Origin of the sequence: Sulfitobacter sp. F26204, from assembly GCF_026410305.1 — a bacterium.
Classification (GTDB): Bacteria; Pseudomonadota; Alphaproteobacteria; order Rhodobacterales; family Rhodobacteraceae; genus Sulfitobacter.
Genome location: NZ_JAPMLQ010000003.1, coordinates 389,637 through 413,481, shown reverse-complemented (window position 1 = coordinate 413,481; position 23,845 = coordinate 389,637). Strand labels below are relative to the sequence as shown.

General features: G+C 55.9%; 20 protein-coding genes. 10 read left to right on the top strand and 10 right to left on the bottom strand.

All coding sequences use genetic code 11. The features are described from left to right. Positions 1 to 19: 19 nt before the first annotated feature. The 6 genes from OS190_RS10850 to OS190_RS10825 form a co-directional block, all read right to left on the bottom strand. Positions 20 to 1,315: a pyruvate dehydrogenase complex dihydrolipoamide acetyltransferase gene (locus OS190_RS10850; protein ID WP_267158703.1), complete on the bottom strand. Its 1,296-nt coding sequence runs from the start codon at positions 1,313 to 1,315 to the stop codon at positions 20 to 22. 1 nt (position 1,316) lies between these two features. Next, positions 1,317 to 1,688 (bottom strand): hypothetical protein, encoded by a 372-nt coding sequence (locus OS190_RS10845; RefSeq protein ID WP_267158702.1) that lies wholly within the window; start codon positions 1,686 to 1,688, stop codon positions 1,317 to 1,319. Beyond that, positions 1,689 to 3,068, bottom strand: coding sequence for a pyruvate dehydrogenase complex E1 component subunit beta (locus tag OS190_RS10840; RefSeq protein ID WP_267158701.1), 1,380 nt, complete (start codon positions 3,066 to 3,068; stop codon positions 1,689 to 1,691). It lies immediately after the preceding gene. 3 nt (positions 3,069 to 3,071) lie between these two features. Next, entirely contained in the window at positions 3,072 to 4,082 is a 1,011-nt protein-coding gene (gene pdhA, locus OS190_RS10835) for a pyruvate dehydrogenase (acetyl-transferring) E1 component subunit alpha (protein ID WP_267158700.1), read from the bottom strand. A 136-nt stretch (positions 4,083 to 4,218) separates the two neighbouring features. Beyond that, entirely contained in the window at positions 4,219 to 4,518 is a 300-nt protein-coding gene (locus OS190_RS10830) for an FtsB family cell division protein (RefSeq protein WP_267158699.1), read from the bottom strand. Positions 4,519 to 4,642: 124 nt separating this feature from the next. Then, positions 4,643 to 5,848, bottom strand: a complete 1,206-nt coding sequence (locus tag OS190_RS10825; protein WP_267158698.1) for a phosphoglycerate kinase — start codon at positions 5,846 to 5,848, stop codon at positions 4,643 to 4,645. A 126-nt stretch (positions 5,849 to 5,974) separates the two neighbouring features. On the opposite strand from OS190_RS10825, the gene OS190_RS10820 reads away from it, so the two are divergent. Next, positions 5,975 to 6,481 carry a peptidylprolyl isomerase gene (locus tag OS190_RS10820; protein WP_267158697.1) on the top strand — a complete coding sequence of 169 codons (507 nt, stop codon included), beginning with the start codon at positions 5,975 to 5,977 and terminating at the stop codon, positions 6,479 to 6,481. Then, a complete protein-coding gene (locus tag OS190_RS10815) occupies positions 6,474 to 7,034 on the top strand; it encodes a peptidylprolyl isomerase (protein WP_267158696.1) in 561 nt (186 codons plus the stop codon). Before OS190_RS10820 ends, OS190_RS10815 begins: the two co-directional genes overlap by 8 nt. A gap of 391 nt (positions 7,035 to 7,425) precedes the next feature. Here OS190_RS10815 and OS190_RS10810 read toward each other — a convergent pair whose 3' ends face one another. From OS190_RS10810 to OS190_RS10795, 4 genes are all read right to left on the bottom strand, one after another. Then, positions 7,426 to 7,941, bottom strand: coding sequence for a bactofilin family protein (locus tag OS190_RS10810; protein ID WP_267158695.1), 516 nt, complete (start codon positions 7,939 to 7,941; stop codon positions 7,426 to 7,428). Beyond that, the gene (locus tag OS190_RS10805; protein WP_267158694.1) at positions 7,931 to 9,259 is read right to left on the bottom strand and encodes a DUF5930 domain-containing protein; all 1,329 of its coding nucleotides are present in this window, start codon (positions 9,257 to 9,259) and stop codon (positions 7,931 to 7,933) included. The genes OS190_RS10810 and OS190_RS10805 overlap by 11 nt, the downstream gene beginning before the upstream one ends. A gap of 224 nt (positions 9,260 to 9,483) precedes the next feature. After that, positions 9,484 to 10,287: a ferritin-like domain-containing protein gene (locus tag OS190_RS10800; RefSeq protein ID WP_267158693.1), complete on the bottom strand. Its 804-nt coding sequence runs from the start codon at positions 10,285 to 10,287 to the stop codon at positions 9,484 to 9,486. Further along, on the bottom strand, positions 10,284 to 10,745 hold the full coding sequence (locus OS190_RS10795; protein ID WP_267158692.1) for a peroxiredoxin: 462 nt from the start codon (positions 10,743 to 10,745) through the stop codon (positions 10,284 to 10,286). Before OS190_RS10795 ends, OS190_RS10800 begins: the two co-directional genes overlap by 4 nt. A 145-nt stretch (positions 10,746 to 10,890) precedes the next feature. On the opposite strand from OS190_RS10795, the gene OS190_RS10790 reads away from it, so the two are divergent. The 8 genes from OS190_RS10790 (at position 10,891) to uvrA (ending at position 23,835) form a co-directional block, all read left to right on the top strand. Next, complete coding sequence (locus tag OS190_RS10790) at positions 10,891 to 14,280, top strand: YhdP family protein (protein ID WP_267158691.1); 3,390 nt, start codon at positions 10,891 to 10,893, stop codon at positions 14,278 to 14,280. 9 nt (positions 14,281 to 14,289) lie between these two features. Continuing rightward, on the top strand, positions 14,290 to 15,360 hold the full coding sequence (queA, locus tag OS190_RS10785) for a tRNA preQ1(34) S-adenosylmethionine ribosyltransferase-isomerase QueA (RefSeq protein ID WP_267158690.1): 1,071 nt from the start codon (positions 14,290 to 14,292) through the stop codon (positions 15,358 to 15,360). Positions 15,361 to 15,469: 109 nt separating this feature from the next. After that, positions 15,470 to 16,729, top strand: a complete 1,260-nt coding sequence (locus tag OS190_RS10780) for an MFS transporter (protein ID WP_267158689.1) — start codon at positions 15,470 to 15,472, stop codon at positions 16,727 to 16,729. A 103-nt stretch (positions 16,730 to 16,832) separates the two neighbouring features. Further along, positions 16,833 to 17,420 carry a DUF924 family protein gene (locus OS190_RS10775; RefSeq protein ID WP_267158688.1) on the top strand — a complete coding sequence of 196 codons (588 nt, stop codon included), beginning with the start codon at positions 16,833 to 16,835 and terminating at the stop codon, positions 17,418 to 17,420. Positions 17,421 to 17,500: 80 nt separating this feature from the next. Further along, positions 17,501 to 18,895, top strand: coding sequence for a dihydrolipoyl dehydrogenase (gene lpdA, locus OS190_RS10770; RefSeq protein WP_267158687.1), 1,395 nt, complete (start codon positions 17,501 to 17,503; stop codon positions 18,893 to 18,895). A 268-nt stretch (positions 18,896 to 19,163) separates the two neighbouring features. Continuing rightward, entirely contained in the window at positions 19,164 to 19,703 is a 540-nt protein-coding gene (locus OS190_RS10765) for a methyltransferase domain-containing protein (protein ID WP_267158686.1), read from the top strand. Continuing rightward, on the top strand, positions 19,654 to 20,889 hold the full coding sequence (locus OS190_RS10760) for an MFS transporter (protein ID WP_267158685.1): 1,236 nt from the start codon (positions 19,654 to 19,656) through the stop codon (positions 20,887 to 20,889). The genes OS190_RS10765 and OS190_RS10760 overlap by 50 nt, the downstream gene beginning before the upstream one ends. 84 nt (positions 20,890 to 20,973) lie before the next feature. Continuing rightward, positions 20,974 to 23,835: an excinuclease ABC subunit UvrA gene (uvrA, locus tag OS190_RS10755; RefSeq protein ID WP_267158684.1), complete on the top strand. Its 2,862-nt coding sequence runs from the start codon at positions 20,974 to 20,976 to the stop codon at positions 23,833 to 23,835. Positions 23,836 to 23,845 lie beyond the last annotated feature (10 nt).

Sequence of the window (23,845 nt, the reverse complement as noted above, 5' to 3'; positions counted from 1 at the left end):
GCGCGTCGAAAGTGCCGGGTCAGGCCAGCATGGTCATCGGTGATTCAAGATTGTCCTTGATCGCGTTAAGCAAGACTGCGCCCAAAGCGCCGTCAATAACACGGTGATCAACCGACAAAGTCACTGACATGACAGTCGCCACTGCAATCTGACCGTCGGCTTCTACCACGGGTTTTTTCGTACCAGCCCCAACGGCCAGAATTGCGCCATGAGGTGGGTTGATCACCGCATCAAAATTGTCGATTCCGAACATTCCCAGGTTGGAGATGGCAAAGCTGCCCCCCTGATATTCATGAGGTGCCAGCTTGCGGTCTTTGGCGCGGGCCGCAAGATCCTTCATTTCCGCCGAAAGTCTAGAAAGACTTTTTGTTTCAGCATCTTGCAGGACAGGTGTGAACAAGCCCCCCTCGATGGCGACGGCCACGGCTACATCGGAAGGTGTGAGTTGCAGCACACGATCACCGGCCCAGACGGCGTTTGCCTCGGGCACCTGTTGAAGTGCCAATGCACAGGCCTTGATGATGAAATCATTGACCGACAGCTTCACGCCACGAGTTTCAAGTTGCTTGTTCAGATCTGCGCGAAAGGCCATCAGCGCATCAAGCCGAATATCACGGCGCAGGTAGAAATGCGGCACGGTTTGCTTGGCTTCGGTCAGGCGGGCGGCAATGGTCTTGCGCATGCCGTCCAAAGCGATTTCTTGGTATTCACGCCCTTCGTAGATTTTCAGGATGGTGTCGGTCGCAGGACCGGATGGTGCCGCGGGTTTGGCAGGCTGGGCAGAGGCGCTGGCCGCCTTGTCCGACGGGGTTTGTGATTTGGACAGTCCTTCGACATCTGCCTTTATGATCCGTCCACGCGGCCCTGATCCGGATATTTCGGCCAGATCGATGCCTTTGTCGGCCGCAATGCGCCGCGCAAGTGGAGAGGCGAAAATCCGGTCGCCGTCTTCGGTTTGCAGCGAGGGCGGCGTCTGCGGGGCGTCTTGGGCCGGTGCAGCGTCAGTTTTTTCTTCAACTTGCTGAGGTTCTGTCGGTTTCCCAGGTGCGGACCTTATGTCGTCTTGCGTTTCGCCCTCTTCCAGCAATAGGGCGATGGCGGTGTTCACAGCCACCCCTTCCGTGCCGTCCGGGATCAATATCTTGCCGATCACACCTTCGTCGACAGCTTCGAATTCCATCGTCGCCTTGTCGGTTTCAATCTCACACATGACATCGCCGGAGGACACGCTGTCACCCTCCTTGACCAGCCATTTCGCAAGTGTACCTTCTTCCATCGTGGGCGACAGCGCGGGCATGAGGATTTCTGTTGGCATCTCAGTTGGTTCCTTTTTGTTCACAGTCGGCGCCGGGCAAACGGTGGCAATGGGTCTGGATCTCAGCGATGTAGCCACTTTCCCGCTTCAGAAACACGGGATCGGCGACAAGGCCCTCATCCCCTTTCGCGAAGTCGAAAAGCGAAGGTTCGGTCGGTCGTGCGGTGGCGTTTTGCCGTGACAGCCCGCGCCAGTGTGGCTCCGCCATCTTCCTTGTGACATCGCTTGCTTTTTGTAGTGTCTCAAGCTCGAAAGACAAATACGTGGTGGAGATTCCCTCATCCAGAACGCTTAGCGTGCGCGTCACGTAGAATCCGGCGGCTGTAACGGCACACCCAGTAACGAAGCCGAGGATCAGGCTGCGCAGCGTCATTTACTTGTACGTCACTTTTTTCGCGGCTTCGATGACTTCTTTGGTCGTCACCAACGCGTGTTTTTCCAGGTTCGCCGCATAGGGCATCGGCACGTCCTTGCCAGTGCAATTGATTACCGGCGCGTCTAGATAATCAAATGCTTCCTGCATCACTATGGATGAAATGTAGCTGCCTACCGATCCCTGCGGCCAGCCTTCTTCGACAGTGACCAGACGGTTGGTTTTCTTGACTGATTTCAGGATTGCGCCCGTGTCCATCGGACGTAGGGTGCGCAGGTCGATGACTTCGGCGTTGATGCCTTCGTCGGCCAATTTCTCTGCGGCTTCCAAAGCATAGCTCATCCCGATCCCAAAACTGACAATGGTCACATCATCGCCTTCGCGCCAAATGCGGGCCTTGCCAAAGGGGACTGTATAATCCTCCAGATCAGGCACATCAAAGGAACGACCGTAAAGGATCTCGTTTTCGAGGAAAATCACCGGATTGGGATCGCGGATCGCTGTTTTGATCAGACCTTTGTAGTCGGAAGCAGAGTAGGGCATTGCGACTTTCAAACCCGGCACCTGCATGTACCATGCTGCATAGTCCTGGCTGTGCTGCGCCCCGACACGGGCGGCGGCGCCATTGGGGCCGCGGAACACCATCGGCGCACCCATCTGTCCCCCGGACATATAGAGCGTTTTCGCCGCGGAGTTGATGATCTGGTCAATGGCTTGCATGGCAAAGTTGAAGGTCATGAATTCCACAATCGGGCGCAAACCGCCGAATGCGGCACCAACACCGATGCCGGCAAAGCCATGTTCGGTGATCGGCGTGTCGATAACCCGTTTGTTGCCGAATTCGTCCAGCATCCCCTGCGAGATCTTGTATGCGCCCTGATATTCAGCGACCTCTTCCCCCATCAGAAAGATACTGTCATCGCGGCGCATTTCTTCGGACATGCCGTCGCGCAGGGCTTCGCGGACCGTTTGTTGTTTCAACTTGGTGCCGTCGGGCCAATCGGGGGTGACATCGGGTTCCGGTTGTTTATGTCCTTCGGCGGCGGGTTCTTTCGGCTTTTCCTTTTTCTCAGCTTTGGCAGGTTCTTCGGCTGGCGTCGCAGAAGAAGAAGCCGAGCCGATGTCATCGGCGTTTTCGCCGTCTTCCAGCATCACGGCGATAGGGGTATTCACCTTGACGCCTTCGGTGCCTTCCTCGATCAGGATCTTGCCGATGGTGCCTTCGTCGACCGCCTCGAATTCCATCGTGGCCTTATCGGTTTCGATCTCGGCAAGAATGTCACCGGAAGCAACAGTATCGCCTTCCTTGACCAGCCATTTGGCCAGGGTGCCTTCTTCCATTGTCGGGCTCAGGGCGGGCATCAGAATTTCAATGGCCATTGTTCAAGCCTCCTGCGGAACTTCGGTTGCGTAAATGTCTGTCCAAAGCTCATCCAGATGTGGTTCCGGGCTTTCCTTTGCAAAATCAGCAGAAGCATTCACTATTTTCTTGATCTCTTTGTCGATGGCTTTCAGATCGTCCTCGGTTGCATGTTTGCCCTCAAGCAACAAGCTGCGCACGGCCTCGATCGGGTCTCGTTCATCGCGCATTTTCTGGACTTCTTCACGGCTGCGGTATTTGGCGGGGTCAGACATCGAATGGCCACGATACCGATAGGTCTTGATTTCCAGAATATAGGGGCCTTCGCCTGAACGGCAGTGTGCCACCGCGGTTTCACCGGCGGCTTTGACGGCCAGAACATCCATGCCATCCACGGCTTCTCCAGGAATGCCAAAGGCCTTGCCGCGTTCCCAGATTTCAGCAGAAGACGTCGAACGCTGTTGCGATGTCCCCATGGCGTACTGGTTGTTTTCGATGACGAAAATACAGGGCAGTTTCCAAAGAGCGGCCATATTGAAGGTTTCATAGACCTGGCCCTGGTTCGCTGCGCCATCGCCGAAATAGGTAAAGGTCACGCGGCCGTTGTCCTTGTACTTGTCCGAAAAGGCGAGCCCCGCACCCAGTGGCACCTGTGCCGCGACAATCCCGTGACCGCCGTAGAAATGTTTTTCCTTCGAGAACATGTGCATCGAGCCGCCCTTGCCCTTGGAATAGCCTCCCTCGCGGCCGGTAAGTTCTGCCATCACACCGTTCGGATCCATGCCGCAGGCCAGCATATGACCATGATCCCGGTAGGATGTGATGCGCTTGTCGCCTTCCTCGGCAGTGGCTTCAAGGCCTACGACGACAGCTTCCTGGCCGATGTAGAGGTGGCAAAATCCCCCGATCAATCCCATGCCATAAAGCTGGCCTGCCTTTTCTTCGAAACGCCGGATCAGCAGCATGTCCTTGTAATAGGCCTTTAGCTCCTCCGCGGAGACATTCGGTTTTTTCGTGGATTTCTTTGCCGCCATGGGATCGTCCTCCGCCAGCGCATGGGCTGCGCTTATATAGTTTAGTGTTAAACTATTCTTTATCGGATTCGCAGGGCAAAGGGTAGGGGGATTCAGGACGGGCTTTCTCTGCACCGGTCTGAACGCCGGAATTTGCTTAGCGGATAACAATCTCGTCGCTGCGCACCATGCCCAGAACACGTCGGGCCTGTTCATCCAGTAGATCAAGGTCGAGGTAATCGTCAGACATGCGTTTGGTCAGGTTTTCCATCCGTGCCACTTCAATGCGCACAGTTGTCAACTGTTGGCGCAAATCCTGACTTTCGGCGACAATCTCGGCACGCCGGAACAACCCATAGTCGCCCTGAACAGCGGCAAAGGTGAAATAAAGGCTCAGAGCAAAGGCAATTGCAAAGAAAATCAATGTGCCAAATGCGGGGCGTGGGGTGCGGTTCATAACGGTCTGCCTCGAACGTCTCTTGATGGACGTATGTTGGGACTATGACACAAGTTTACTGCTATGTGAATCCCTCAAGCACCGCAAATGCATGTTTTCAAATGTATTGTGTGTTTTTTGACGATCAAACGGCGCGCCCTTCCAGTGCTGCGACTCCCGGAAGGGTTTTGCCTTCCATCCATTCCAAGAAGGCACCACCGGCAGTCGAGATATAGGAAAAATCGTCAGCGACCCCCGCCTTGTTCAATGCCGCGACCGTGTCGCCGCCCCCTGCAACTGATACCAAAGCCCCATCTTTCGTGCGCTCGGCCACGATTCTTGCAGCAGCGACAGTGGCCGTGTCAAACGGAGAGATTTCGAAAGCCCCCATTGGACCATTCCAAATGACGGTTTTCATCCCTTCAAAGGCGGCGCGCGCCACGTCGATGCTGGCTGGTCCTGCGTCGAGCACCATCTGGTCCGCATCCAGTTCGGTAGCATGGTTCAACTGTTTGACCTCGTAAGGGGCGTCAGCAGCGAAATTACGTGCAACCAGACCGTCTTCGGGCAGGATCACGCGACAGCCGGCACGTTTTGCCTGGGCAATAATATCACGGGCAATGTCATATAAGTCAGGCTCTTGCAGGGATGCGCCCAGATTTGCCCCTGTTGCACCCAAAAAGGTGTTCGCCATACCGCCGCCGATGATCAACGTGTCGAGCCGGTTCACCAGATTTTCCAGCAATGCAATCTTGGTCGATACCTTGGCACCGCCCACGACTGCGCCAACTGGACGCTCTGGCTTTCCCAGGGCGGATTCCAACGCGCTCAATTCAGCTTGCATCAAACGCCCTGCACAGGCGGGCAACAAGTGGGCAATGCCCGTTGTTGAGGCATGGGCACGATGCGCCGCGGAAAAGGCATCGTTGCAATAGATGTCGCCAAGGGCGGCCAGCCGCTTGGCAAATTCGGGATCATTGGATTCTTCGCCGGGGTGGAAACGGATATTCTCAAGCAGCAGAACCTCCGCCTGTTTGGCCTCTTGTGTGAGATGCTCTGCTCCTTCGAGGGTTTCAAGCAGGACGACAGACCGTGCCAGTTCGGTTCGTAACGCAGGCAGAACCTGTGCAAGGCTGAGGTCAAGTTTGACCTGTCCCTTGGGGCGGCCGAAATGCGCCAGCAAAATGGGTTTGCCGCCTTTGGCAAGAATGTCATGTACAGTGGGCACGATCCGTTCGATCCGCGTGGCGTCGGTGACGCGGCCCGAACCATCCACCGGTACATTGATATCGACGCGCACAAGCACCCGCTTGCCCGTCACATTCATGTCATCCAGCGATTTCCAGCCCATGTTCTGTATCCTTGTCCCATAAGTTTCACAGGTGTTTTGCCTTTCTTGCGCAAATGGTCAATCCACTCGCTTGGCAATTGGGGTGATCACGCTTAGTTAAGAGAAAATCAGTTAAAGGAGCGCCGCATGGCCGAGACCAAAGACCCCGAAAACACCATCCTGATGGAACTTACTGGTGGCACTGTCACAATCGAGTTGCTGCCGGACCTTGCCCCTAAACATGTTGAACGCATGAAAGAGCTGGTGCGTGCAGGCAAATATGACAATGTCTGCTTTCATCGCGTGATCGAGGGCTTCATGGCTCAGACCGGTGACGTAGAACACGGCAATATGGAAGATGGCTTTAACCTGCGCATGGCCGGAACAGGCGGTTCTGATCTGGGCAATGTACCGGCAGAGTTTTCCAAGGTGCCACATGCGCGTGGTTCCATCGGTGCGGCACGTTCGGCCAACCCTGACAGCGCGAATAGCCAGTTTTTCATCAATTTTTCCGACAATGATTTCCTGAACGGCCAATATACCGTCTACGGACAGGTGACTTCGGGCATGGAACATGTGGATGCGATCGCACGTGGCGAACCCCCGGCAAAACCGGATCGTATGATCAGCATGAAGGTTGCAGCGGATGTTTAAGGCATTTGCTACCGGCAGTATTCTGGCAGCCCTCCTGGGCACGTCGGCAGCAGCGACGGGCCTCAAGATCGAAGTGGCAGGCGAAGCCAACGGCACCATCACAATCGACCTGCTTGAAGATCTGGCACCCCAGCATGTCGAGCGGATCACAACATTGGCCAAGCAAGGCGCCTATGACGGCGTCGTGTTTCACCGGGTGATCGAAGGCTTCATGGCCCAGACCGGGGACGTGAAATTCGGGAAGGCCGAGGGGGGCGACATCCGTCGCGCTGGCATGGGTGGCTCTGATCTTCCCAATGTGCCAGCAGAATTTTCTGATGAACCCTTCGACAAGGGCGTGGTCGGCATGGCCCGTTCGCAAAATCCGGATTCTGCAAACAGCCAGTTTTTCATCATGTTCGATGCGGGGCATTTCCTGAACGGCCAGTACACTGTCGTCGGTCGCGTCACCGAAGGACAGGATGTGGTTGATGCGATCAAACTTGGCACTGGTGCCAATGGCGCAGTGGTCGGCACACCTGATATGATGAAAACCGTTACGGTCATCGATTGATTTCCCCTGTGCTGATCGAAAGCCTATAGGGATTGAAGGGCGCGCTGCAAAGCGTGCCCTTTTTATTTCAGATTGCGCCAGGGGGGGCCGGATCATGCGCCCGCAGGTGTTAAAGAGCCTGGCAAACCGGGAGGCGGGAATGGCTTGTTTTAGACCTGGTGCGGCCCGGCAATCAGGGGATCAAGACAGGAAAGCCGGTATCTTCCTTGAAATTGGACCAGACCCCGATCAAGTCCGAGCGGGCAGGTGGGTCTAAAAAACCGTATCCGGTGTGGTTTTGCTATTGGCGTATGAAGTGAGGTTGGCTTACACAACTTCATCAGGCGATATACAAAGAAAAGGCACCGCCGGTACGCGGCGATGCCTAAACTGCATATCATTGGGGGGCGGTTCAGCCAGCAGCCGGGTTACCCTTTGGCACTGGCGAAGATTTCGCACCGGGGTTCAGAGGATCGTCCTGGCGCTGCACGGATCCTTCGAAATGCGCACCGGATTCAATCGCAATGGTCTTGTGGATGATATCACCCTCAACACGTGCTGTTGACGTAAGGCGCACTTTCAGGCCGCGTACACGTCCGACAATGCGGCCGTTTATCACAACATCATCAGCAATCACTTCGCCTTTGATGGTTGCGCTTTCACCGATGGTTAGCAAATGCGCACGAATGTCGCCCTCAACTGTACCTTCGACCTGAATATCGCCGGTAGTCTTCATGTTGCCGGTGACGTGAAGGTCAGCCGACAGCAACGAAGCAGGGGGCTTTGCTTTTGGTGCGCTGGCCTTGAATTCGCTTGGCTTGGCCTGTGGAGACGCCTGTGGCGTTGCTGGTGGCGTGGTGCCTGCGGGTTTAGATGTGTCTGCGTCCTTGTTCGGGGCGGGGTCGTTGATTTTGCTTTTAGAAAACATCGTTTGCTGCCTTGATATAGATCATCGGGTTTACAGCCTTGCCACCTACACGCACTTCGTAATGTAGGTGAACGCCGGTTACTCGTCCAGAAGCTCCCATATCACCGATATGTTGCCCACGCGAGACCCTTTGTCCAACTTTTACGCGGATACGGGACTGGTGTGCATAGCGGGTTTCAATGCCGAATTCATGCTGGATTTTGACAAGTCTACCATATCCTGATTGCCAACCTGCATGAGTCACAACACCGTCCGCCGTCGCATAAAGTGGTGTGCCGCTTCCCGCAGCGAAATCAACGCCAGAATGCATGCGTCGACCACCGGTCTTGGGGTCACGACGGAAGCCGAACTTGCTGGTGAATCGGAATGCATCTTTCACCGGGTTGGCAAAAGGGGCCTTTTGGGCGGCGATCCGGTAGAGATTCAGGCGGTCCATCTGGTTCAACAGACGGTTGGCGCGCAAGGTGTCGCCTGAAGGTGCCTCGCCACGGGTGCTGAAAGACAGTGGTGCAAGCGGGCCACCCTGGCCGGAATAACCACGGCGCACCGTTGCCAAGATCCGGTCTGTCGGCATGCCCGCGCTGCGGAACATTTTATCAAGCGGTGCCACCGAAACGGTCATTGCCTCTTCGAGTTGGCGGAAAATCGTATCGTTTTGATCTTTCATCAATGCAATTTGTTGCGACATGCGATCTGCTTCTAGCAGGGCTTCCTGTGCGTCGGCGACAACCTGATCCCGCTCTTTGGCGGTCTGTTCAAGCGCTTCGGCCAAAAAACCCAGAGGTGCCGCATTAGTCGCCATGCGCACTGCCCCGGTCCCGCCTTCGTCAAGACTGCCCTCCAGCTCCGCAAGCTGCGCGCGTGCATCCTCTCGATCGTGCATGGTGTCGCGCAGGGTGCTCTGGATCACGTCGATCCCGGTTTCCAGCTCGCGGCGGCGGGTTTCTGATTGAAGCAATTCGGATTGCATGGTCGAAATCTGTTTCAAAGCGGCGTTAAAACGTTCCTGGGCGGCCAGTGCTTCGCTTGCGCGGCTGTCACGCTGCGAAGAAAGATCGTTCAGCCGGGCCTGATAGGTGCGTTGGTCGCGCTTGGCCTGTTCGCGAAAATTGCCCGACCCGATGCTGTCCATCAAGATGACGGCCGTCGCCACAATCGACCAGGCGACCAGACAGGCGCAGCCCGTGAATGCAATCAACTGCGTGCTGGGGCGCAGACGTATGAATCGTGTATCATTGTCGGACTTGAGAAAGACGCGACGTTCAGGAAAATATTTTTCCAAAATGGCATGGGTTTTGATGGCGAGCCTTGTGCGCACGTATGATCCCTCTCAGCGTCCCGGTTGTCCTGCCGTTTTTGGCATTCTTGTCGTGCCGTCTTGCCGGCATGTTTTTTGCTTAAAGCTTCCTAGCCAGTGCACCCCCTCGGGGCAAGCCTGTTGAACAATGTCCCAGCGTCAAATAGCCGGAAAGGTGCAAATTGGCATAAATCCGCCTATTCCAGTGACTTGGGTAGTGTGGTTCACGCTACATCCGGGCCAGCTCAGGCGGTCAATGGCCAATAGAAATCGGGTGGAATGCCTGCCTCTGCGCGTTTCTCTTCGTTGAAAGGTGGTTTCAACAATCCATGAAAATAGGTCCGTACCAGCGCGTGAAACCGCTCTTTGGGATCCTCATTGTATCGGCCGCAAAGAAAATGAAACCATTTGCTGCCATATGCGACATGCGCGACTTCTTCGGCATAGATGGTCTCAAGTGCTGCGACGGCGCTCTCGGCCTTCGCCTGTTTGAACAGTTTGATCATGCCCGGTGTCACATCAAGGCCGCGCGCCTCTAGCACCATCGGCACAACGGCAAGACGACCCATGAAATCTGTTGCGGTATCTTCGGCAGCACGCCACATGCCAGCATGGGCGGGCAGGGCGCCATAAAAACTGCCCAGTTCCTCAAGGCAATCAGCCATCAGATTGAAATGCTTGGATTCTTCATCTGCCGCTTTGACCCAATCGTCATAAAACCCCATGGGCATTTCGACATCGCTAAACCGGGCAATTATGTCCCAGTGCAGGTCAACGGCGTTGAGTTCGATATGCGCCACTGCGTGCAACATCGCGATCCGGCCTTCGGGCGTTCCCGGTTTGCGGCTGGGCACCTCGCGCGGGCTGAGCAACTCGGGTTTGGCCGGACGTGCCGGATGCAGGGGCGGATCACCATGGCCGATTTCAGGGCTTTCACCAGCGGAGCGGGCGGCCTGCCATTCTGCTGCCAGGCGTCGTGACAATGCCGTTTTTTCGCGCCCGTCCGCACAGTTCAGCACGGATTCGGCCATTTGGGCCAAGGCCATCACAGCCCGCGAACCGTTTCAAGAACAGCATCGACATGACCTGCCACTTTTACCCTGCGCCAAACCTGCGCAACCTTGCCGTCCGCGCCAATCAGATAGGTCGCCCGCTCTATCCCCATCGATTTCTTGCCGTACATATTTTTCTCGACCCATACGCCGTAGGCCTCGGTTGCGGTGCCGTCTTCGTCAGATAGCAACGGCACGGTCAATTCATGCTTGGCTGTGAATTTGTCATGTTTCGCCATGGTATCGCGTGAGATGCCAAACACCTTTGCGCCGGCAGCTTCAAAATCGGCCAGTTTCGCAGAGAAACCGATGCTTTCTGTGGTGCACCCCGGTGTGTCGTCGCGTGGATAAAAAAACAAGACAACAGGTGCGCCCCGAAGTGCACTGAGCGTTACGCTGCCACCACCGGTGACGGGTAACGTAAAATCGGGGGCTAAGTCGGCGATTTCTGGCATGAAAAAGATCTCTTTTGCTTGGCTTAGGGTTGGCACTTGGAAGCGCGATTGTGGCCTGACATACTAGAGCGATACTGGCGCGTGCCAAGCCTACAATCAAACGGCTGACATTTCCCAGGTACCCATGACCCTGAATCGGATGAAGATGAGCGATTCCGCCACACCTCGACCGGAAAAATCCGGATCCGCAAAAAGGCCGTCGCGCTATTTGGGGCGGTCGCTGGTGTGGATCCTGAATGCCGCCCTTGGATTCGCGACCGTGGCTGTGTTGTTGGTCGGAAGTGCGGTTTATTATCTCAAAAACAACGCAGTAACAGCACCAGCCTGGGCTCGCACGATGATTGAGGCAAGGATTGCGAGGGAACTGCCTCAGGCGCGGGTGCGTTTCGGTGAAATGGCGTTTTTGATGGAGGAAGGCTGGCGCCCCCGCATTCGCCTGCGCAATGTGGCCGTTCGCGCCGTCACGGGTGAGGAACTCATCAGGTTCAGTGAATTCAAGGCCACTTTTTCCACCCGGAGCATGTTGGAAGGCCACGTTCAGCCAAAAGCCATTGCACTGACCGGCCTCGTGGCGCGTCTCAGACGCGATGAGGACGGCCGCGTGTCGGTGCAGACCGGTCTCAGCGGTTTTGGCGCGGAACGCGAAGCGGCGACACTGCCAGAACTGATCGGACAGGTGGATGATGTGCTGCTAAGCCCGGCATTGAACATGCTGCGTGATGTTGATCTGCGGTCACTGACCCTGCGCTTTGAAGATGCGCGTTCGGGGCGGGTCTGGACCTTGGATGGCGGTCGCATGAAGCTGGTGCGTGATGGGGACGCCCTGCGCATCAACGCGGATCTTGCGATTCTCGATGGAGGAGTCGGGGTCGCGACACTGGCGGCGAACTACACCAGCCAGATTGGCGAAACTGCTGCGGAATTCGGGATGGCATTCGAAGATGTCGGGGCGCAGGATATTGCTGCACAAGGCCCGGCCTTTGCATGGCTGGGGGTGCTCAAGGCCCCGATTTCGGGGTCGGTCAGGTCGGGGCTGAACGAAGATGCCACTTTCAAGCCGCTGGCCGCGACCCTGCAAATTGGCGCTGGTGTGGTGCAGCCCAATGCCGGCACCAGCGCGATCCCCTTTGAAGGGGCGCGCAGTTACTTTAGCTACGAACCTGCGGAAAAATTGCTGACTTTCGCCGAACTTTCCCTGCGCAGCAAATGGGTGACCGGGCAGGCGGCGGGCACGGCTGTCTTGGGACTGGACGGTGACACGGGCAAGCTGAAGGATCTTGTCGGCCAGATTCAACTGTCGGGCCTTTCCGCCAATCCGAGCGACCTTTACGATGCGCCTGTAAGCCTTGCGCGGGCCGAGGTGGATTTCCGTCTGGAACTGGACCCTTTCCGCCTTACTTTGGGGAGGGGGCAGATCTCTGATCAGGGTCAAACCGCTGTGGTGTCCGGCGCAGTGTCGGCGAACAGTGACGGGTGGCATGTTGCCCTGGATGCCCGCATGGATGCCCTGGCACCTGAGCGCTTGTTGGAACTGTGGCCCCAACGCGCAGCAAGCCATACGCGCGGCTGGCTAGAAAAAAACCTCATGGCCGGTGTTGTTCACAATATTGACGCGGCTGTGCGCCGCTCGCCGGGTGCGCCGCCCCAGACCTATCTTGCCCTTGATTTCGAAGAAGCGACGGTGCGTTTTTCCAAAACCTTGCCGCCGGTCAGTGAAGGGCGTGGCCACGTCACTCTGACCAATGATCGTCTGGTGGTCTCTCTGGACAGCGGAAACCTCACGCCGCCCGAGGGGGGCGCAATTAAGATGACTGGTTCATCCTTCATCATCCCGAACATTCGCGCCAAGGACGGCACGCCGGCGATTGTCCGGCTGGAGGCGCGGTCGGGCATCACCGCAGCTTTATCATTGTTGAACATGCCTCCCCTGTCCGTGATGGACAAGGCCAAGCTGCCTGTGGCCCTTGCCAGCGGTGAGGCGGCACTGAGCGGTACGCTCGCCCTGCCGTTGAAACGCGGACAGCGGGTCAAGGTTGATTATCACGTGCAGGGCGATCTCATCGGGTTGCAATCTGATGTTCTGGTGAAGGGCCGCAGCATTGAGGCAGCAAAGTTGGCGTTGTTTGTAGACAACAGCGGTTTTACCCTAACCGGCAAGGGGCAGATTGACGGTGTTCCCTTTGATGCGGTTCTCAAGCAACCGGTTGGGCCTGATGCTGCCGCGGGAAAACTAAATGCGCAATTTCCCCTGAACAATGACTCCCTGGACCGGTTTGGCATCCGATTGCCCGAAGGGTCGGTGTCCGGTCAAGGTCGCGGCGAGGTTGAGGTGACGCTGAACCGGGGTGCCCCTCCGCGATTGCGACTGCGCTCTGATCTGGTCGGGCTGAGGCTGACAGTGCCGCAGGTTTCCTGGCGCAAACCTGCAAACCGGGCGGGCCGGCTTGATGTCGGCGTGACCCTGGGGGCGGTTCCTTCAGTAGACAGGCTGGAGGTTTCGGCCAACGGCTTGTCTGCATCAGGGCTGGTGCAACTCAAACAGGGCGGTACTTTGGATCGCATACGCTTTGATCAGGTCAAGGTCGGCAATTGGCTTGACGTGCCGCTGGATCTGGTTGGGCGTGGCGCTGGCAAACCGGTACAGGTAGTGTTGCGCGGCGGATCGCTTGACCTGCGCAGAGCGGCATTTGGTTCCGGGGTGCCGGACCCGGACACGCCTCCAATGGAAGTGGCACTCGACCGATTGCAAATCACCGACACAATTGCATTGACACAAATGAATGGGCGATTTGATACCATCAAGGGCCTTGATGGCCGATTTAAGGCGTTGCTGAACGGCGAGGCACCGGTAGAGGGTAATTTGGTGCCGCAATCAAAACGCAGCACGGTGCGATTGGTCTCCTCGGACGCCGGACAGGTTTTACGGGCCGCCGGATTGCTAAAACAGGTCGTTGGAGGCAGTTTGTCGCTGGTTCTGCTGCCGGTAGGCTCTGGCGGTGCCTTTGACGGGCGCCTTGAAATCGGCGGCGTCGCGATCAAGGATGCACCGGGCATTGCCGCCTTGCTGAACGCTGTTTCTGTTGTTGGGCTGGTTAACGAGCTGAACGGGGATGGCATCTATTTTGAGGATGTGGAGGCCAGCTTTCGTCTGACACCCAACCGCTTGACCCTGACCGAAGCCAGTGCAGTGGGTGCTTCCATGGGATTGTCCATGGATGGGACCTATGCGCTGGATACAGGGGAGATCGCGATGCAGGGCGTGATTTCGCCAGTCTATCTGTTGAATGGAATCGGGTCACTGTTTACCCGCAAGGGGGAAGGGTTGATCGGGTTCAACTACTCCCTGAGCGGGCAAGCAAGGGAGCCCAAGGTTTCGGTCAATCCACTCTCCGCGCTGACCCCGGCGATGTTTCGCGAGATATTTCGCGCGCCGCCCCCGGAACTGCCCGAGGTCGATGGCGTAAGCGAAAGCACCTTGCCCCGGCAAAAACCAGCAGAGCAAACACCCGTTGAACGTCGCTTTGAAGGCAGATAGAGCGCGCTCATGAAACTTTCTGATTTTGATTTTGATCTGCCCGATCACTTGATCGCCACCCGGCCTGCGGTGCCACGGTCTTCCGCCCGATTGCTTGTGTCGGATGGCGTGGAAATTCATGACCAGCGCGTTACCGACCTGACCAGCTGGTTGCGTCGGGGCGACCGGTTGGTGCTGAACGATACCCGCGTTATTCCGGCGCGCCTGTTCGGCATGCGCGTGCGCAACAGTGTTCAGGGCCGGGTCGAGGCCAAAATCGAAGTGACCCTGCTTGAACCTCGTAGTGATGGCACCTGGTCGGCATTGATTAAACCACTGCGTAAACTCAAGCCGGGCGAAACCGTGATCTTTGCCGATGATCTGCATGCCCGGCTGGAGAAGATCGAAGAAGGACAGGGCCATCTGAGGTTTAACTGTAAAGGTGATGCCTTTGACACAGCGCTGGAGGCGGCAGGTGCAATGCCGCTGCCCCCCTATATCGCCGCAAAACGTGCTGCGGATGCCCGCGACAAGACTGACTATCAAACGGTTTGGGCAAAAACCGCAGGTGCGGTGGCTGCTCCCACGGCGTCACTGCATTTTGATGAAACCTTGTTGCAGGGTCTCAGCGACCTTGGAGTCGGTTTTACCTATGTCACGCTTCATGTCGGGGCAGGCACTTTTTTGCCGGTCAAGGTCGATGATATATCCGATCACAAGATGCATTCTGAATGGGGGCAGGTTAGCGGCAAGGCGGCAGCCGAGATTGCTGCAACCAAGGCGGCGGGCGGGCGTGTCATTCCGGTGGGCACCACCGCATTGCGTCTGATTGAAACCGCAGCCCATGCGACCGGTCAGATCACTGCATGGGAAGGCGACACCGACATCTTTATCACGCCGGGGTTCAGCTTTCATGTGGCAGATGCCTTGATGACAAACCTTCATTTACCCAAGTCCACGCTGATGATGCTGGTCGCGGCGTTTATGGGGCAGGATCAGATCAAAAGGGTCTACGAACATGCCGTTGCCCATGGCTACCGCTTTTTCTCATATGGCGATGCGTCGTTGTTAATCCCCCACACTGCGTTAGAACGTAGCTGAACAAGAAATCGCAAAACCCTGGTAAACGGCATTTCATGTCGCAGACAGGACTGACCCTTCCACCTCAACGGTCTTAGGCGGAGGCAACGCACAGTAAGGACGGGCTGCAATGCTACAGGTTTTAACAAGCGCATGGGCGCTGCTCTTGGGCATGGGATTGCTGATGATCGGCAATGGCATGCAGGGCACGCTGCTGGGTATCCGTGGCGCGCTTGAAGGGTTTTCGACCTTCGAGATGTCCATCGTCATGTCGTCCTATTTTGTCGGCTTTCTTGGTGGCTCGCGCATGGCACCCGGCATGATCCGTCGGGTAGGGCATGTGCGGGTCTTTGCCGCCTTGGCATCCATGATCTCAGCTGTGATGATTCTGTACCCGACCTTTCCAAACCTCGTTGTCTGGTCGCTGGGGCGTGTGTTGATCGGGTTCTGCTTTTCAGCCGTCTATGTGGTTGCGGAAAGCTGGCTGAACAATGCGGCGAACAATTCCAACCGCGGTCAGGCCCTGTCGTTGTACATGATGGTTCAAACCCTTGGCATCGTCATTGCCCAGGCATTGCTGTTGACTGCAGATCCCTCGGGTTTTGTCCTGTTTGTGATCCCGTCTGTGTTGGTCAGCCTTGCGGTCACGCCAATCCTGTTGTCAATCAGTCCCACGCCTGCCTTTGATACAACCAAGCCGATGAGTCTTCGTGAACTGGTCAATTTTTCACCACTGGGCTGTGTCGGCATGTTCTTGTTGGGGGGCGTATTTTCGGCCCAGTTTGGCATGGCCCCTGTCTACGGTGCCGAAGCGGGGCTGAGCGTAGCGCAAATCTCGATGTTTGTAGCGACCTTCTTTGTTGGTTCCGTGTTGCTGCAATTTCCGATTGGATGGATTTCGGACCGGATGAACCGGCGGACCTTGATTGCGATTGTCTCCATTTTCGGGGCTTTGGGATCATTCGTAGGGATGTTGCTGGGGCATGTATTTCCCGTCCTTCTGGTTTCTGCCTTTGTGGTTGGGGGAATGTCTAACCCTTTGTATTCATTGCTTATCGCGCATACGAACGACTTTCTTGAGCATGAAGATATGGCGGCTGCTTCTGGCGGTATGGTATTCATCAACGGTCTGGGCGCGATTGCCGGGCCGGTCATCACGGGTTGGATGATGGGCACCTCACTGGGGCCGGGCGGATTTTACCTCTTTACCGCGGCACTGTTTATCGTGCTTGCGCTTTATGCGGCCTATCGAGCCACCCAGCGCGAGGCCATTCCGGCCGAAGAGACAGGCGATTATGTGCCGTTAACGGCAGCGGCGACCGGTATCGCAATGGAATATGCGCAGGAAATCGCCCTGGAAGCGGAACAAGACACGCAGAATTCCCCATGAAACGGTCAAAGATGTCGGTTTTGATATAATTCGTGAGTGGGCAGTTGGTTAAAAATGTCCCTAAGGTAAAGAGGTTGGGCCATTTCGGCCAAAGGAACACGGTATGATTGATCCTCAGGAGATCCTCGAATTCTGGCTTGATGAGGTCGGGCCAAAAGGTTGGTACGAACAAAGCAATGCATTGGACGCCCAGATCTGCGACAGGTTTGGTGATGCGTGGCAGGCAGCTTGCGACGGCAAGTTTTCCCTTTGGTTGACCTATCCCTCCGGCGCGCTGGCCTATATCATCCTGACAGACCAGTTTTCGCGCAACATGTTTCGCGGCGAGGGGCGTGCCTTTGCTTCTGATCGCATTGCGTTGGCCGCTGCCAAATCTTCGATCGAACGTAACTGGGATATGCAGATTGACGAACCTGCACGGCAGTTTTTCTATATGCCGTTGATGCATTCCGAGAACCTATGTGATCAGGACCGTTGTGTGCGTCTGATGTGCGAGCGTATGCCGAAAGAGGGGGCAAACAACCTTTTGCATGCACGCGCCCACCGTGATGTGATCCGCCGTTTTGGACGGTTCCCCTATCGCAATGACGCCCTGTCGCGTGTCAGTACCGTTCTGGAAAAAGAATACCTCGCGGATGGCGGGTATAGTAGCACTCTGCGCAATATGCGTCAGCAGGACAAAGCCGCCTGATCAAGGTCGCGGTTGTGGGGCCAGCATATGTAGTTTACCGTTAAACTACATTTAAAAAATCCATTCGCGAGGTTTATGCCATGGCCAAACATTCCTTTGATCTGATCGTAATCGGAGCCGGGCCGGGCGGCTACGTTGCCGCAATCCGCGGAGCGCAATTAGGTATGAAGGTCGCGATCGTCGAACGCGAGCATCTTGGCGGCATATGTCTGAACTGGGGCTGCATTCCGACCAAGGCGATGCTGCGCTCTGCCGAGGTGTTCCACCTGATGCACCGTGCAAAGGAATTTGGTCTCAAGGCCGAAGGCGTCGGTTATGATCTGGATGCGGTGGTCAAACGTTCGCGCAAGGTGGCCGCACAATTGTCAGGCGGCATTGGCCATCTGATGAAGAAAAACAAGGTTACCGTATTCATGGGCACCGCAACCCTCCCGACCAAGGGCAGGGTGTCCGTCAAGACCGACAAAGGCAACGAAGACCTTAGCGCCAAGAATATCGTGTTGGCAACCGGTGCGCGTGCACGCGAATTGCCCGGACTTGAAGCCGATGGCAAACGTGTCTGGACCTACAAGCATGCGTTGCAACCTGTGCATATGCCCAAAAAACTGCTGGTCATCGGATCCGGGGCCATCGGCATTGAGTTTGCAAGCTTTTACAATACGCTAGGTGCCGATACTACAGTGGTCGAAGTAATGGACAGAGTGTTACCTGTCGAAGACGCCGAGATTTCGGCCTTTGCCAAAAAAGCATTTGAAAAGCAAGGCATGAAGATCATGCAAAAGGCCATGGTCCAGAAACTGGATCGCAAGGGGGACAGTGTCACCGCCCATATCGAGGTGAACGGCAAGACCGAGAAAATGGATTTCGACACGGTCATTTCCGCTGTTGGAATTGTTGGAAACGTCGAGGGGCTGGGGCTGGAGGCATTGGGTGTCAAGATTGACCGCACGCATGTCCTCACGGACGAATTTTGCCGCACGGGGGTAGAGGGGCTTTATGCAATTGGCGATATTGCAGGCGCACCTTGGCTGGCTCATAAGGCCAGTCACGAAGGCGTCATGGTGGCAGATTTGATCGCCGGCAAACATGCCCACCCCGTGAAACCCGAAAGCATCGCGGGCTGTACCTATTGTCATCCACAGGTGGCCTCGGTGGGGTATACCGAAGCAAAGGCCAAAGAGTTGGGATTTGACATCAAAGTGGGCCGTTTCCCTTTCATCGGCAATGGCAAAGCCATCGCTCTTGGTGAAGAAAACGGCATGATCAAAACGATTTTCGATGCGAAAACCGGAGAGTTGCTGGGGGCGCATATGATCGGGGCCGAGGTTACCGAACTGATCCAGGGCTATGTCGTGGGACGTCAATTGGAAACCACAGAAGAAGACCTGATGAACACGGTCTTTCCGCATCCGACATTATCGGAGATGATGCATGAATCCGTGCTCGATGCCTATGATCGTGTGATCCATGTGTAATCTCAGTTTCACCTCACAGAAGGGTCCGCACTTGTAGGTACGGACCCCGACTCAGGAGCTCAAGGAGGTGGTGACGCCCTTGATGGGTGCCCCTGACCCTGTTGGCCTGCACAGGCAGGCCGGTAAAAAGGCTACTCGTTACGTCGTAGGCACGCAGGATCGTCGCTAAAAGTTTCACGCGTATGAATGCAATAGCGCGCGGTGATGTATGGACGGCCCCTGAACTGGCTGTCATACAAGACGGATGGTCAGTCTCAATCGCGTTGTAATGCAGTCCTCCAGCCGTCGGATGATCAAGGCTCTTGGTCCCCAAGAACTTGATACGGCTGAGATTTCCGGGAAGTGGGGGGAGCGTTTCGATTTCAAGAGCTATACGAAATTCCGCTATCCCGTTTACGATATATGTGCTGGCGCATTTGTTGACAAATCGACCGGCCAGCAGCTGGATTTTGATCTGATCCTTGCCAATCAGGTCTGGGAACATCTGGACCGGCCCTATGCTGCGACCCGAAATGTTTATGCCATGCTGCGTCCCGGCGGGTATTTCTGGGTGGCGGTACCGTTTTTCGTACCGCTGCACGCCGCACCCCAGGACTGTTCACGCTGGACCGCGCGGGGATTGAAAAACCTGTTGATCGAAGCAGGCTTTGTCGAAGATGCCATACATGCGGAGCAGTGGGGCAACCGCCATGTCGCCCGACGCAATCTCGAAAAACCTTGGCCTCCGGTGTATGACCCCGAAACAGATGACATCAATAATGACCCAGACATGCCGATTTGTGCATGGGCATTGGCGCAAAAAGTTTGATGTTCGCATGCAGGTAGAGCCGCAAACCGCCGTGACAGCCCCTACGTCATGGACATTGGTTCTGTTGCTTTGGGGGGCAGGCCTTGGCGGGGCGGCGCAATACGCCAAAATCGCTGTGATATTTGACTTGTTGCCCGATCTCTATCCGCAGGCTGGTTCATCGCTGGGGTGGGTCGTGTCGCTGGTAGGGTTTGTAGGTATCCTGTTCGGCGTTGCCGCAGGTCTGCTTGTCGCGCGGATACGTTATCGACGCGCCTTGCTTGCTGCGCTGTGGATCGGGGCGGCGGTCTCCCTATTCCAGGCCAGCCTGCCACCTCTGCCGTGGATGTTGTTGAGCCGCATTGTCGAGGGGGTATCGCATCTTGCCATCGTTGTCGCCGCGCCAACTTTGATCGCGCAACTTTGTGCGCCTTCTGATCGAGGATTGGCATTGACGCTTTGGGGTACCTTCTTTGGGGTCGCTTTCGCGGTTCTGGCTTTTGGCGGTCGGCCTTTGGCACTGGGGTTGGGCCCCGCAGCCCTGTTTGCGGCCCATTCCCTCTATATGGCGGTATTCGCTTTCTTGCTTGCCTCGCGCCTGCGCGCGCTGCCCGGCAAACAACAACATCCTGCGTTTTCCTTGCGCAAGATCCTGCAGGATCATGTCACCATTTACCGTTCTGCGCATATTGCAGCACCTGCAGCAGGTTGGTTGTTCTACACCTTCAGTTTCGTATCCCTCCTGACGCTTTTGCCGCCCTACCTAGCCCCGGAGATACGTGCCATCGTCGTCACGGCAATGCCCCTGACCAGCATCGCGGTATCCATGACATTCGGTGTAATGCTGTTACGCTTCCTGCCGGCGGTGCGGGTTGTTGAATGCGGTTTTGGTGCCAGTGCGCTATGCATGGTCTGGCTTTGGTGCGCACCGGCCTCTCCCTGGGCCTGTATCGCTTTGGCCGGCACGCTCGGCCTTGTGCAGGGGGCCAGTTTTGCCGCTGTCCCCCAGTTGAACAAAACAGCCGCCACCCAAGCCCAAGCCAACGGTGCGATGGCCCAGATGGGAAATATCGGCAACACGCTGGGTACACCGGTAATCGCCCTTGCATTGGCTGCGATGGGCTATCAGGCCTTGCCCGTCGTTGCGGGTATCGTTCTTGCCCTTGGCCTTTTCGTGCATCTCCTGTTAGGCCGCTTGCGAAGATAGTAGTGCGTTCCCCTTTGGTTCTCATTTTTTCATTGGAGAATCCTTAGCGGACACTTATGTCTGAAGTGTTAACAGGGGTGTCTCATGGCAGAGCAGAAAAATATTGAGGTGCGCGGCGCGCGCGAACATAATCTCAAAAACATCGACGTGGATATTCCACGTGACCAACTGGTTGTTATCACAGGGCTTTCCGGTTCGGGGAAATCTTCGCTTGCGTTTGACACGATCTATGCCGAGGGCCAGCGTCGCTATGTTGAATCCCTGTCAGCCTATGCGCGTCAGTTTCTCGACATGATGCAAAAGCCCGATGTTGACCATATTTCCGGTCTGTCCCCCGCTATTTCGATCGAACAAAAGACCACGTCGAAAAACCCCCGGTCAACCGTTGGCACCGTTACCGAAATTTACGACTATATGCGCCTGCTGTTTGCGCGCGTCGGGACGCCTTATTCACCGGCCACAGGCAAGCCGATCGAGGCGCAGCAGGTACAGGACATGGTAGACCGGATCATGGCGATGGAAGAGGGCACGCGTGCCTATCTTCTTGCCCCAATCGTCAGGGATCGAAAGGGGGAATACAAAAAGGAATTCATTGAGTTACGAAAGACCGGCTTTCAACGGGTCAAGGTGAACGGTGCCTTTCACGAACTCGATGAACCGCCCGTTCTGGACAAGAAGTTTCGCCATAACATTGACGTTGTCGTTGACCGTATTGTGGTGCGCGAAGGGTTGGAAACACGTCTTGCAGACAGCCTGCGCACCGCTCTTGATCTGGCTGATGGCATTGCGGTGCTTGAAACCGCGCCCAGCGAGGGGGACCCGGAACGCCTGACGTTTTCCGAAAAATTCGCCTGTCCCGTCAGCGGCTTTACCATTCCCGAAATCGAACCGCGCCTGTTTTCCTTTAACGCGCCCTTTGGTGCCTGCCCGGAATGTGACGGTCTGGGCAAAGAGTTGTTCTTTGATGAGCGTCTGGTGGTGCCGGACCAGAATCTGAAAGTCTACGACGGAGCTCTTGCCCCATGGCGCAAGGGCAAAAGCCCCTATTTCAAACAGACGATCGAAGCCATCGCCGCCCATTTCAAGTTCAACCAGAACACAAAATGGAAAGACCTCGACAAGAAAGTCCAACAGGTTTTTCTCTATGGCTCTGGCAAAGAAGAGATCAAGTTCCGGTATGACGAGGGGGGACGTGTGTATGAGGTCAGCCGCGTGTTTGAAGGGGTGATCCCCAATATGGAACGCCGCTACCGAGAGACCGACAGCAACTGGATTCGGGAGGAGTTCGAACGCTATCAGAACAACAGACCCTGCGGTGTCTGCGATGGCTATCGTCTGCGCGCAGAGGCACTGGCGGTCAAGATTGCCGGGCTGCATGCGGGCCAGGTCGTTCAGATGTCGATCCGCGATGCGCTGGCATGGTGCGAAACGGTCCCATCTCAATTGAGCAAGCAGAAGAATGAAATCGCCAAGGCGATTTTGAAGGAAATCCGTGAGCGGCTTGGATTTCTGAATAACGTTGGATTGGAGTATCTTACGTTAGCACGCTCAAGTGGTACTTTAAGTGGTGGAGAGAGCCAGCGCATTCGCCTTGCATCACAGATCGGTTCTGGTTTGACGGGGGTTCTCTACGTTCTGGACGAACCGTCGATCGGATTGCACCAGCGCGACAATGATCGTCTGTTACTGACGCTGAAAAACCTCCGTGATCAGGGGAACACTGTCATCGTGGTCGAACATGACGAAGAGGCTATCCGCGAGGCGGATTATGTCTTTGATATTGGTCCCGGCGCGGGCGTACACGGCGGGCAAATTGTCAGTCACGGTGTGCCTGCTGCAATTGCGGCAGATCCGAATTCAATCACAGGGCAATATCTGACAGGCGCCCGGAAAATTATCGTGCCTGACGAACGACGTAAAGGAAATAACAAAAAAATACAGGTGGTTAAGGCTACTGGTAACAATCTTCAGAATATCACGGTCGATTTCCCACTCGCCAAATTTGTTTGTGTTACGGGGGTTTCCGGCGGTGGTAAATCCACACTGACGATCGAAACCCTTTTCAAGACCGCATCGATGAATTTGAACGGAGCACGCCAAACTCCGGCCCCCTGCGAGACCATCAAAGGGCTTGAGCATCTGGACAAGGTGATCGACATTGACCAACGCCCCATCGGACGCACGCCGCGCTCGAACCCTGCCACCTATACGGGAGCGTTCACTCCGATCCGCGACTGGTTCGCGGGATTACCTGAAGCCAAGGCAAGGGGGTACAAGCCCGGCCGCTTCAGCTTTAACGTCAAGGGGGGACGTTGCGAGGCCTGTCAAGGTGATGGGGTTATCAAGATCGAAATGCATTTCCTTCCCGACGTCTATGTGGAATGCGAAACCTGCAAGGGTGCCCGGTACAACCGCGAAACGCTGGAAATCAAATTCAAGGGCAAATCGATTGCCGATGTGCTCAATATGACAGTCGAAGATGCGCAGACCTTCTTTGCCGCGGTCCCTTCCATCCGTGAAAAGATGGATGCGTTGATGCGTGTGGGCCTTGGCTATATCAAGGTTGGCCAGCAGGCAACAACCCTCTCGGGCGGAGAGGCCCAGCGGGTCAAACTGTCCAAGGAGTTGAGCAAGCGGTCCACAGGCCGGACATTATATATTCTGGACGAACCAACCACGGGGCTCCACTTTGAAGATGTTCGCAAGTTATTGGAAGTGCTGCATGAACTGGTTGATCAAGGGAATTCTGTTATCGTGATCGAGCATAATCTCGACGTGATTAAAACCGCGGATCATATCATCGATATTGGTCCCGAAGGTGGCGACGGCGGTGGTCGTGTCGTTGCCACCGGAACGCCGGAAGAGGTGGCTGGCTTTGCAGAAAGCTACACTGGAAAATACCTGAAACCGATGCTGGAAAAACAGACATCAGTCGCGGCGCAATGAAACAGTGCTG

Coding starts and splice junctions, on each gene's coding strand:
- OS190_RS10845 (WP_267158702.1), bottom strand. CDS start 1,688: ATGACGCTGCGCAGCCTGATCCTCGGCTTCGTTACTGGGTGTGCCGTT.
- OS190_RS10790 (WP_267158691.1), top strand. CDS start 10,891: ATGAGCGATTCCGCCACACCTCGACCGGAAAAATCCGGATCCGCAAAA.
- OS190_RS10825 (WP_267158698.1), bottom strand. CDS start 5,848: ATGGGCTGGAAATCGCTGGATGACATGAATGTGACGGGCAAGCGGGTG.
- OS190_RS10815 (WP_267158696.1), top strand. CDS start 6,474: ATGTTTAAGGCATTTGCTACCGGCAGTATTCTGGCAGCCCTCCTGGGC.
- OS190_RS10820 (WP_267158697.1), top strand. CDS start 5,975: ATGGCCGAGACCAAAGACCCCGAAAACACCATCCTGATGGAACTTACT.
- OS190_RS10795 (WP_267158692.1), bottom strand. CDS start 10,745: ATGCCAGAAATCGCCGACTTAGCCCCCGATTTTACGTTACCCGTCACC.
- queA (WP_267158690.1), top strand. CDS start 14,290: ATGAAACTTTCTGATTTTGATTTTGATCTGCCCGATCACTTGATCGCC.
- OS190_RS10840 (WP_267158701.1), bottom strand. CDS start 3,068: ATGGCCATTGAAATTCTGATGCCCGCCCTGAGCCCGACAATGGAAGAA.
- OS190_RS10780 (WP_267158689.1), top strand. CDS start 15,470: ATGCTACAGGTTTTAACAAGCGCATGGGCGCTGCTCTTGGGCATGGGA.
- OS190_RS10850 (WP_267158703.1), bottom strand. CDS start 1,315: ATGCCAACAGAAATCCTCATGCCCGCGCTGTCGCCCACGATGGAAGAA.
- OS190_RS10760 (WP_267158685.1), top strand. CDS start 19,654: ATGACCCAGACATGCCGATTTGTGCATGGGCATTGGCGCAAAAAGTTT.
- pdhA (WP_267158700.1), bottom strand. CDS start 4,082: ATGGCGGCAAAGAAATCCACGAAAAAACCGAATGTCTCCGCGGAGGAG.
- OS190_RS10775 (WP_267158688.1), top strand. CDS start 16,833: ATGATTGATCCTCAGGAGATCCTCGAATTCTGGCTTGATGAGGTCGGG.
- OS190_RS10830 (WP_267158699.1), bottom strand. CDS start 4,518: ATGAACCGCACCCCACGCCCCGCATTTGGCACATTGATTTTCTTTGCA.
- lpdA (WP_267158687.1), top strand. CDS start 17,501: ATGGCCAAACATTCCTTTGATCTGATCGTAATCGGAGCCGGGCCGGGC.
- uvrA (WP_267158684.1), top strand. CDS start 20,974: ATGGCAGAGCAGAAAAATATTGAGGTGCGCGGCGCGCGCGAACATAAT.
- OS190_RS10765 (WP_267158686.1), top strand. CDS start 19,164: ATGCAGTCCTCCAGCCGTCGGATGATCAAGGCTCTTGGTCCCCAAGAA.
- OS190_RS10810 (WP_267158695.1), bottom strand. CDS start 7,941: ATGTTTTCTAAAAGCAAAATCAACGACCCCGCCCCGAACAAGGACGCA.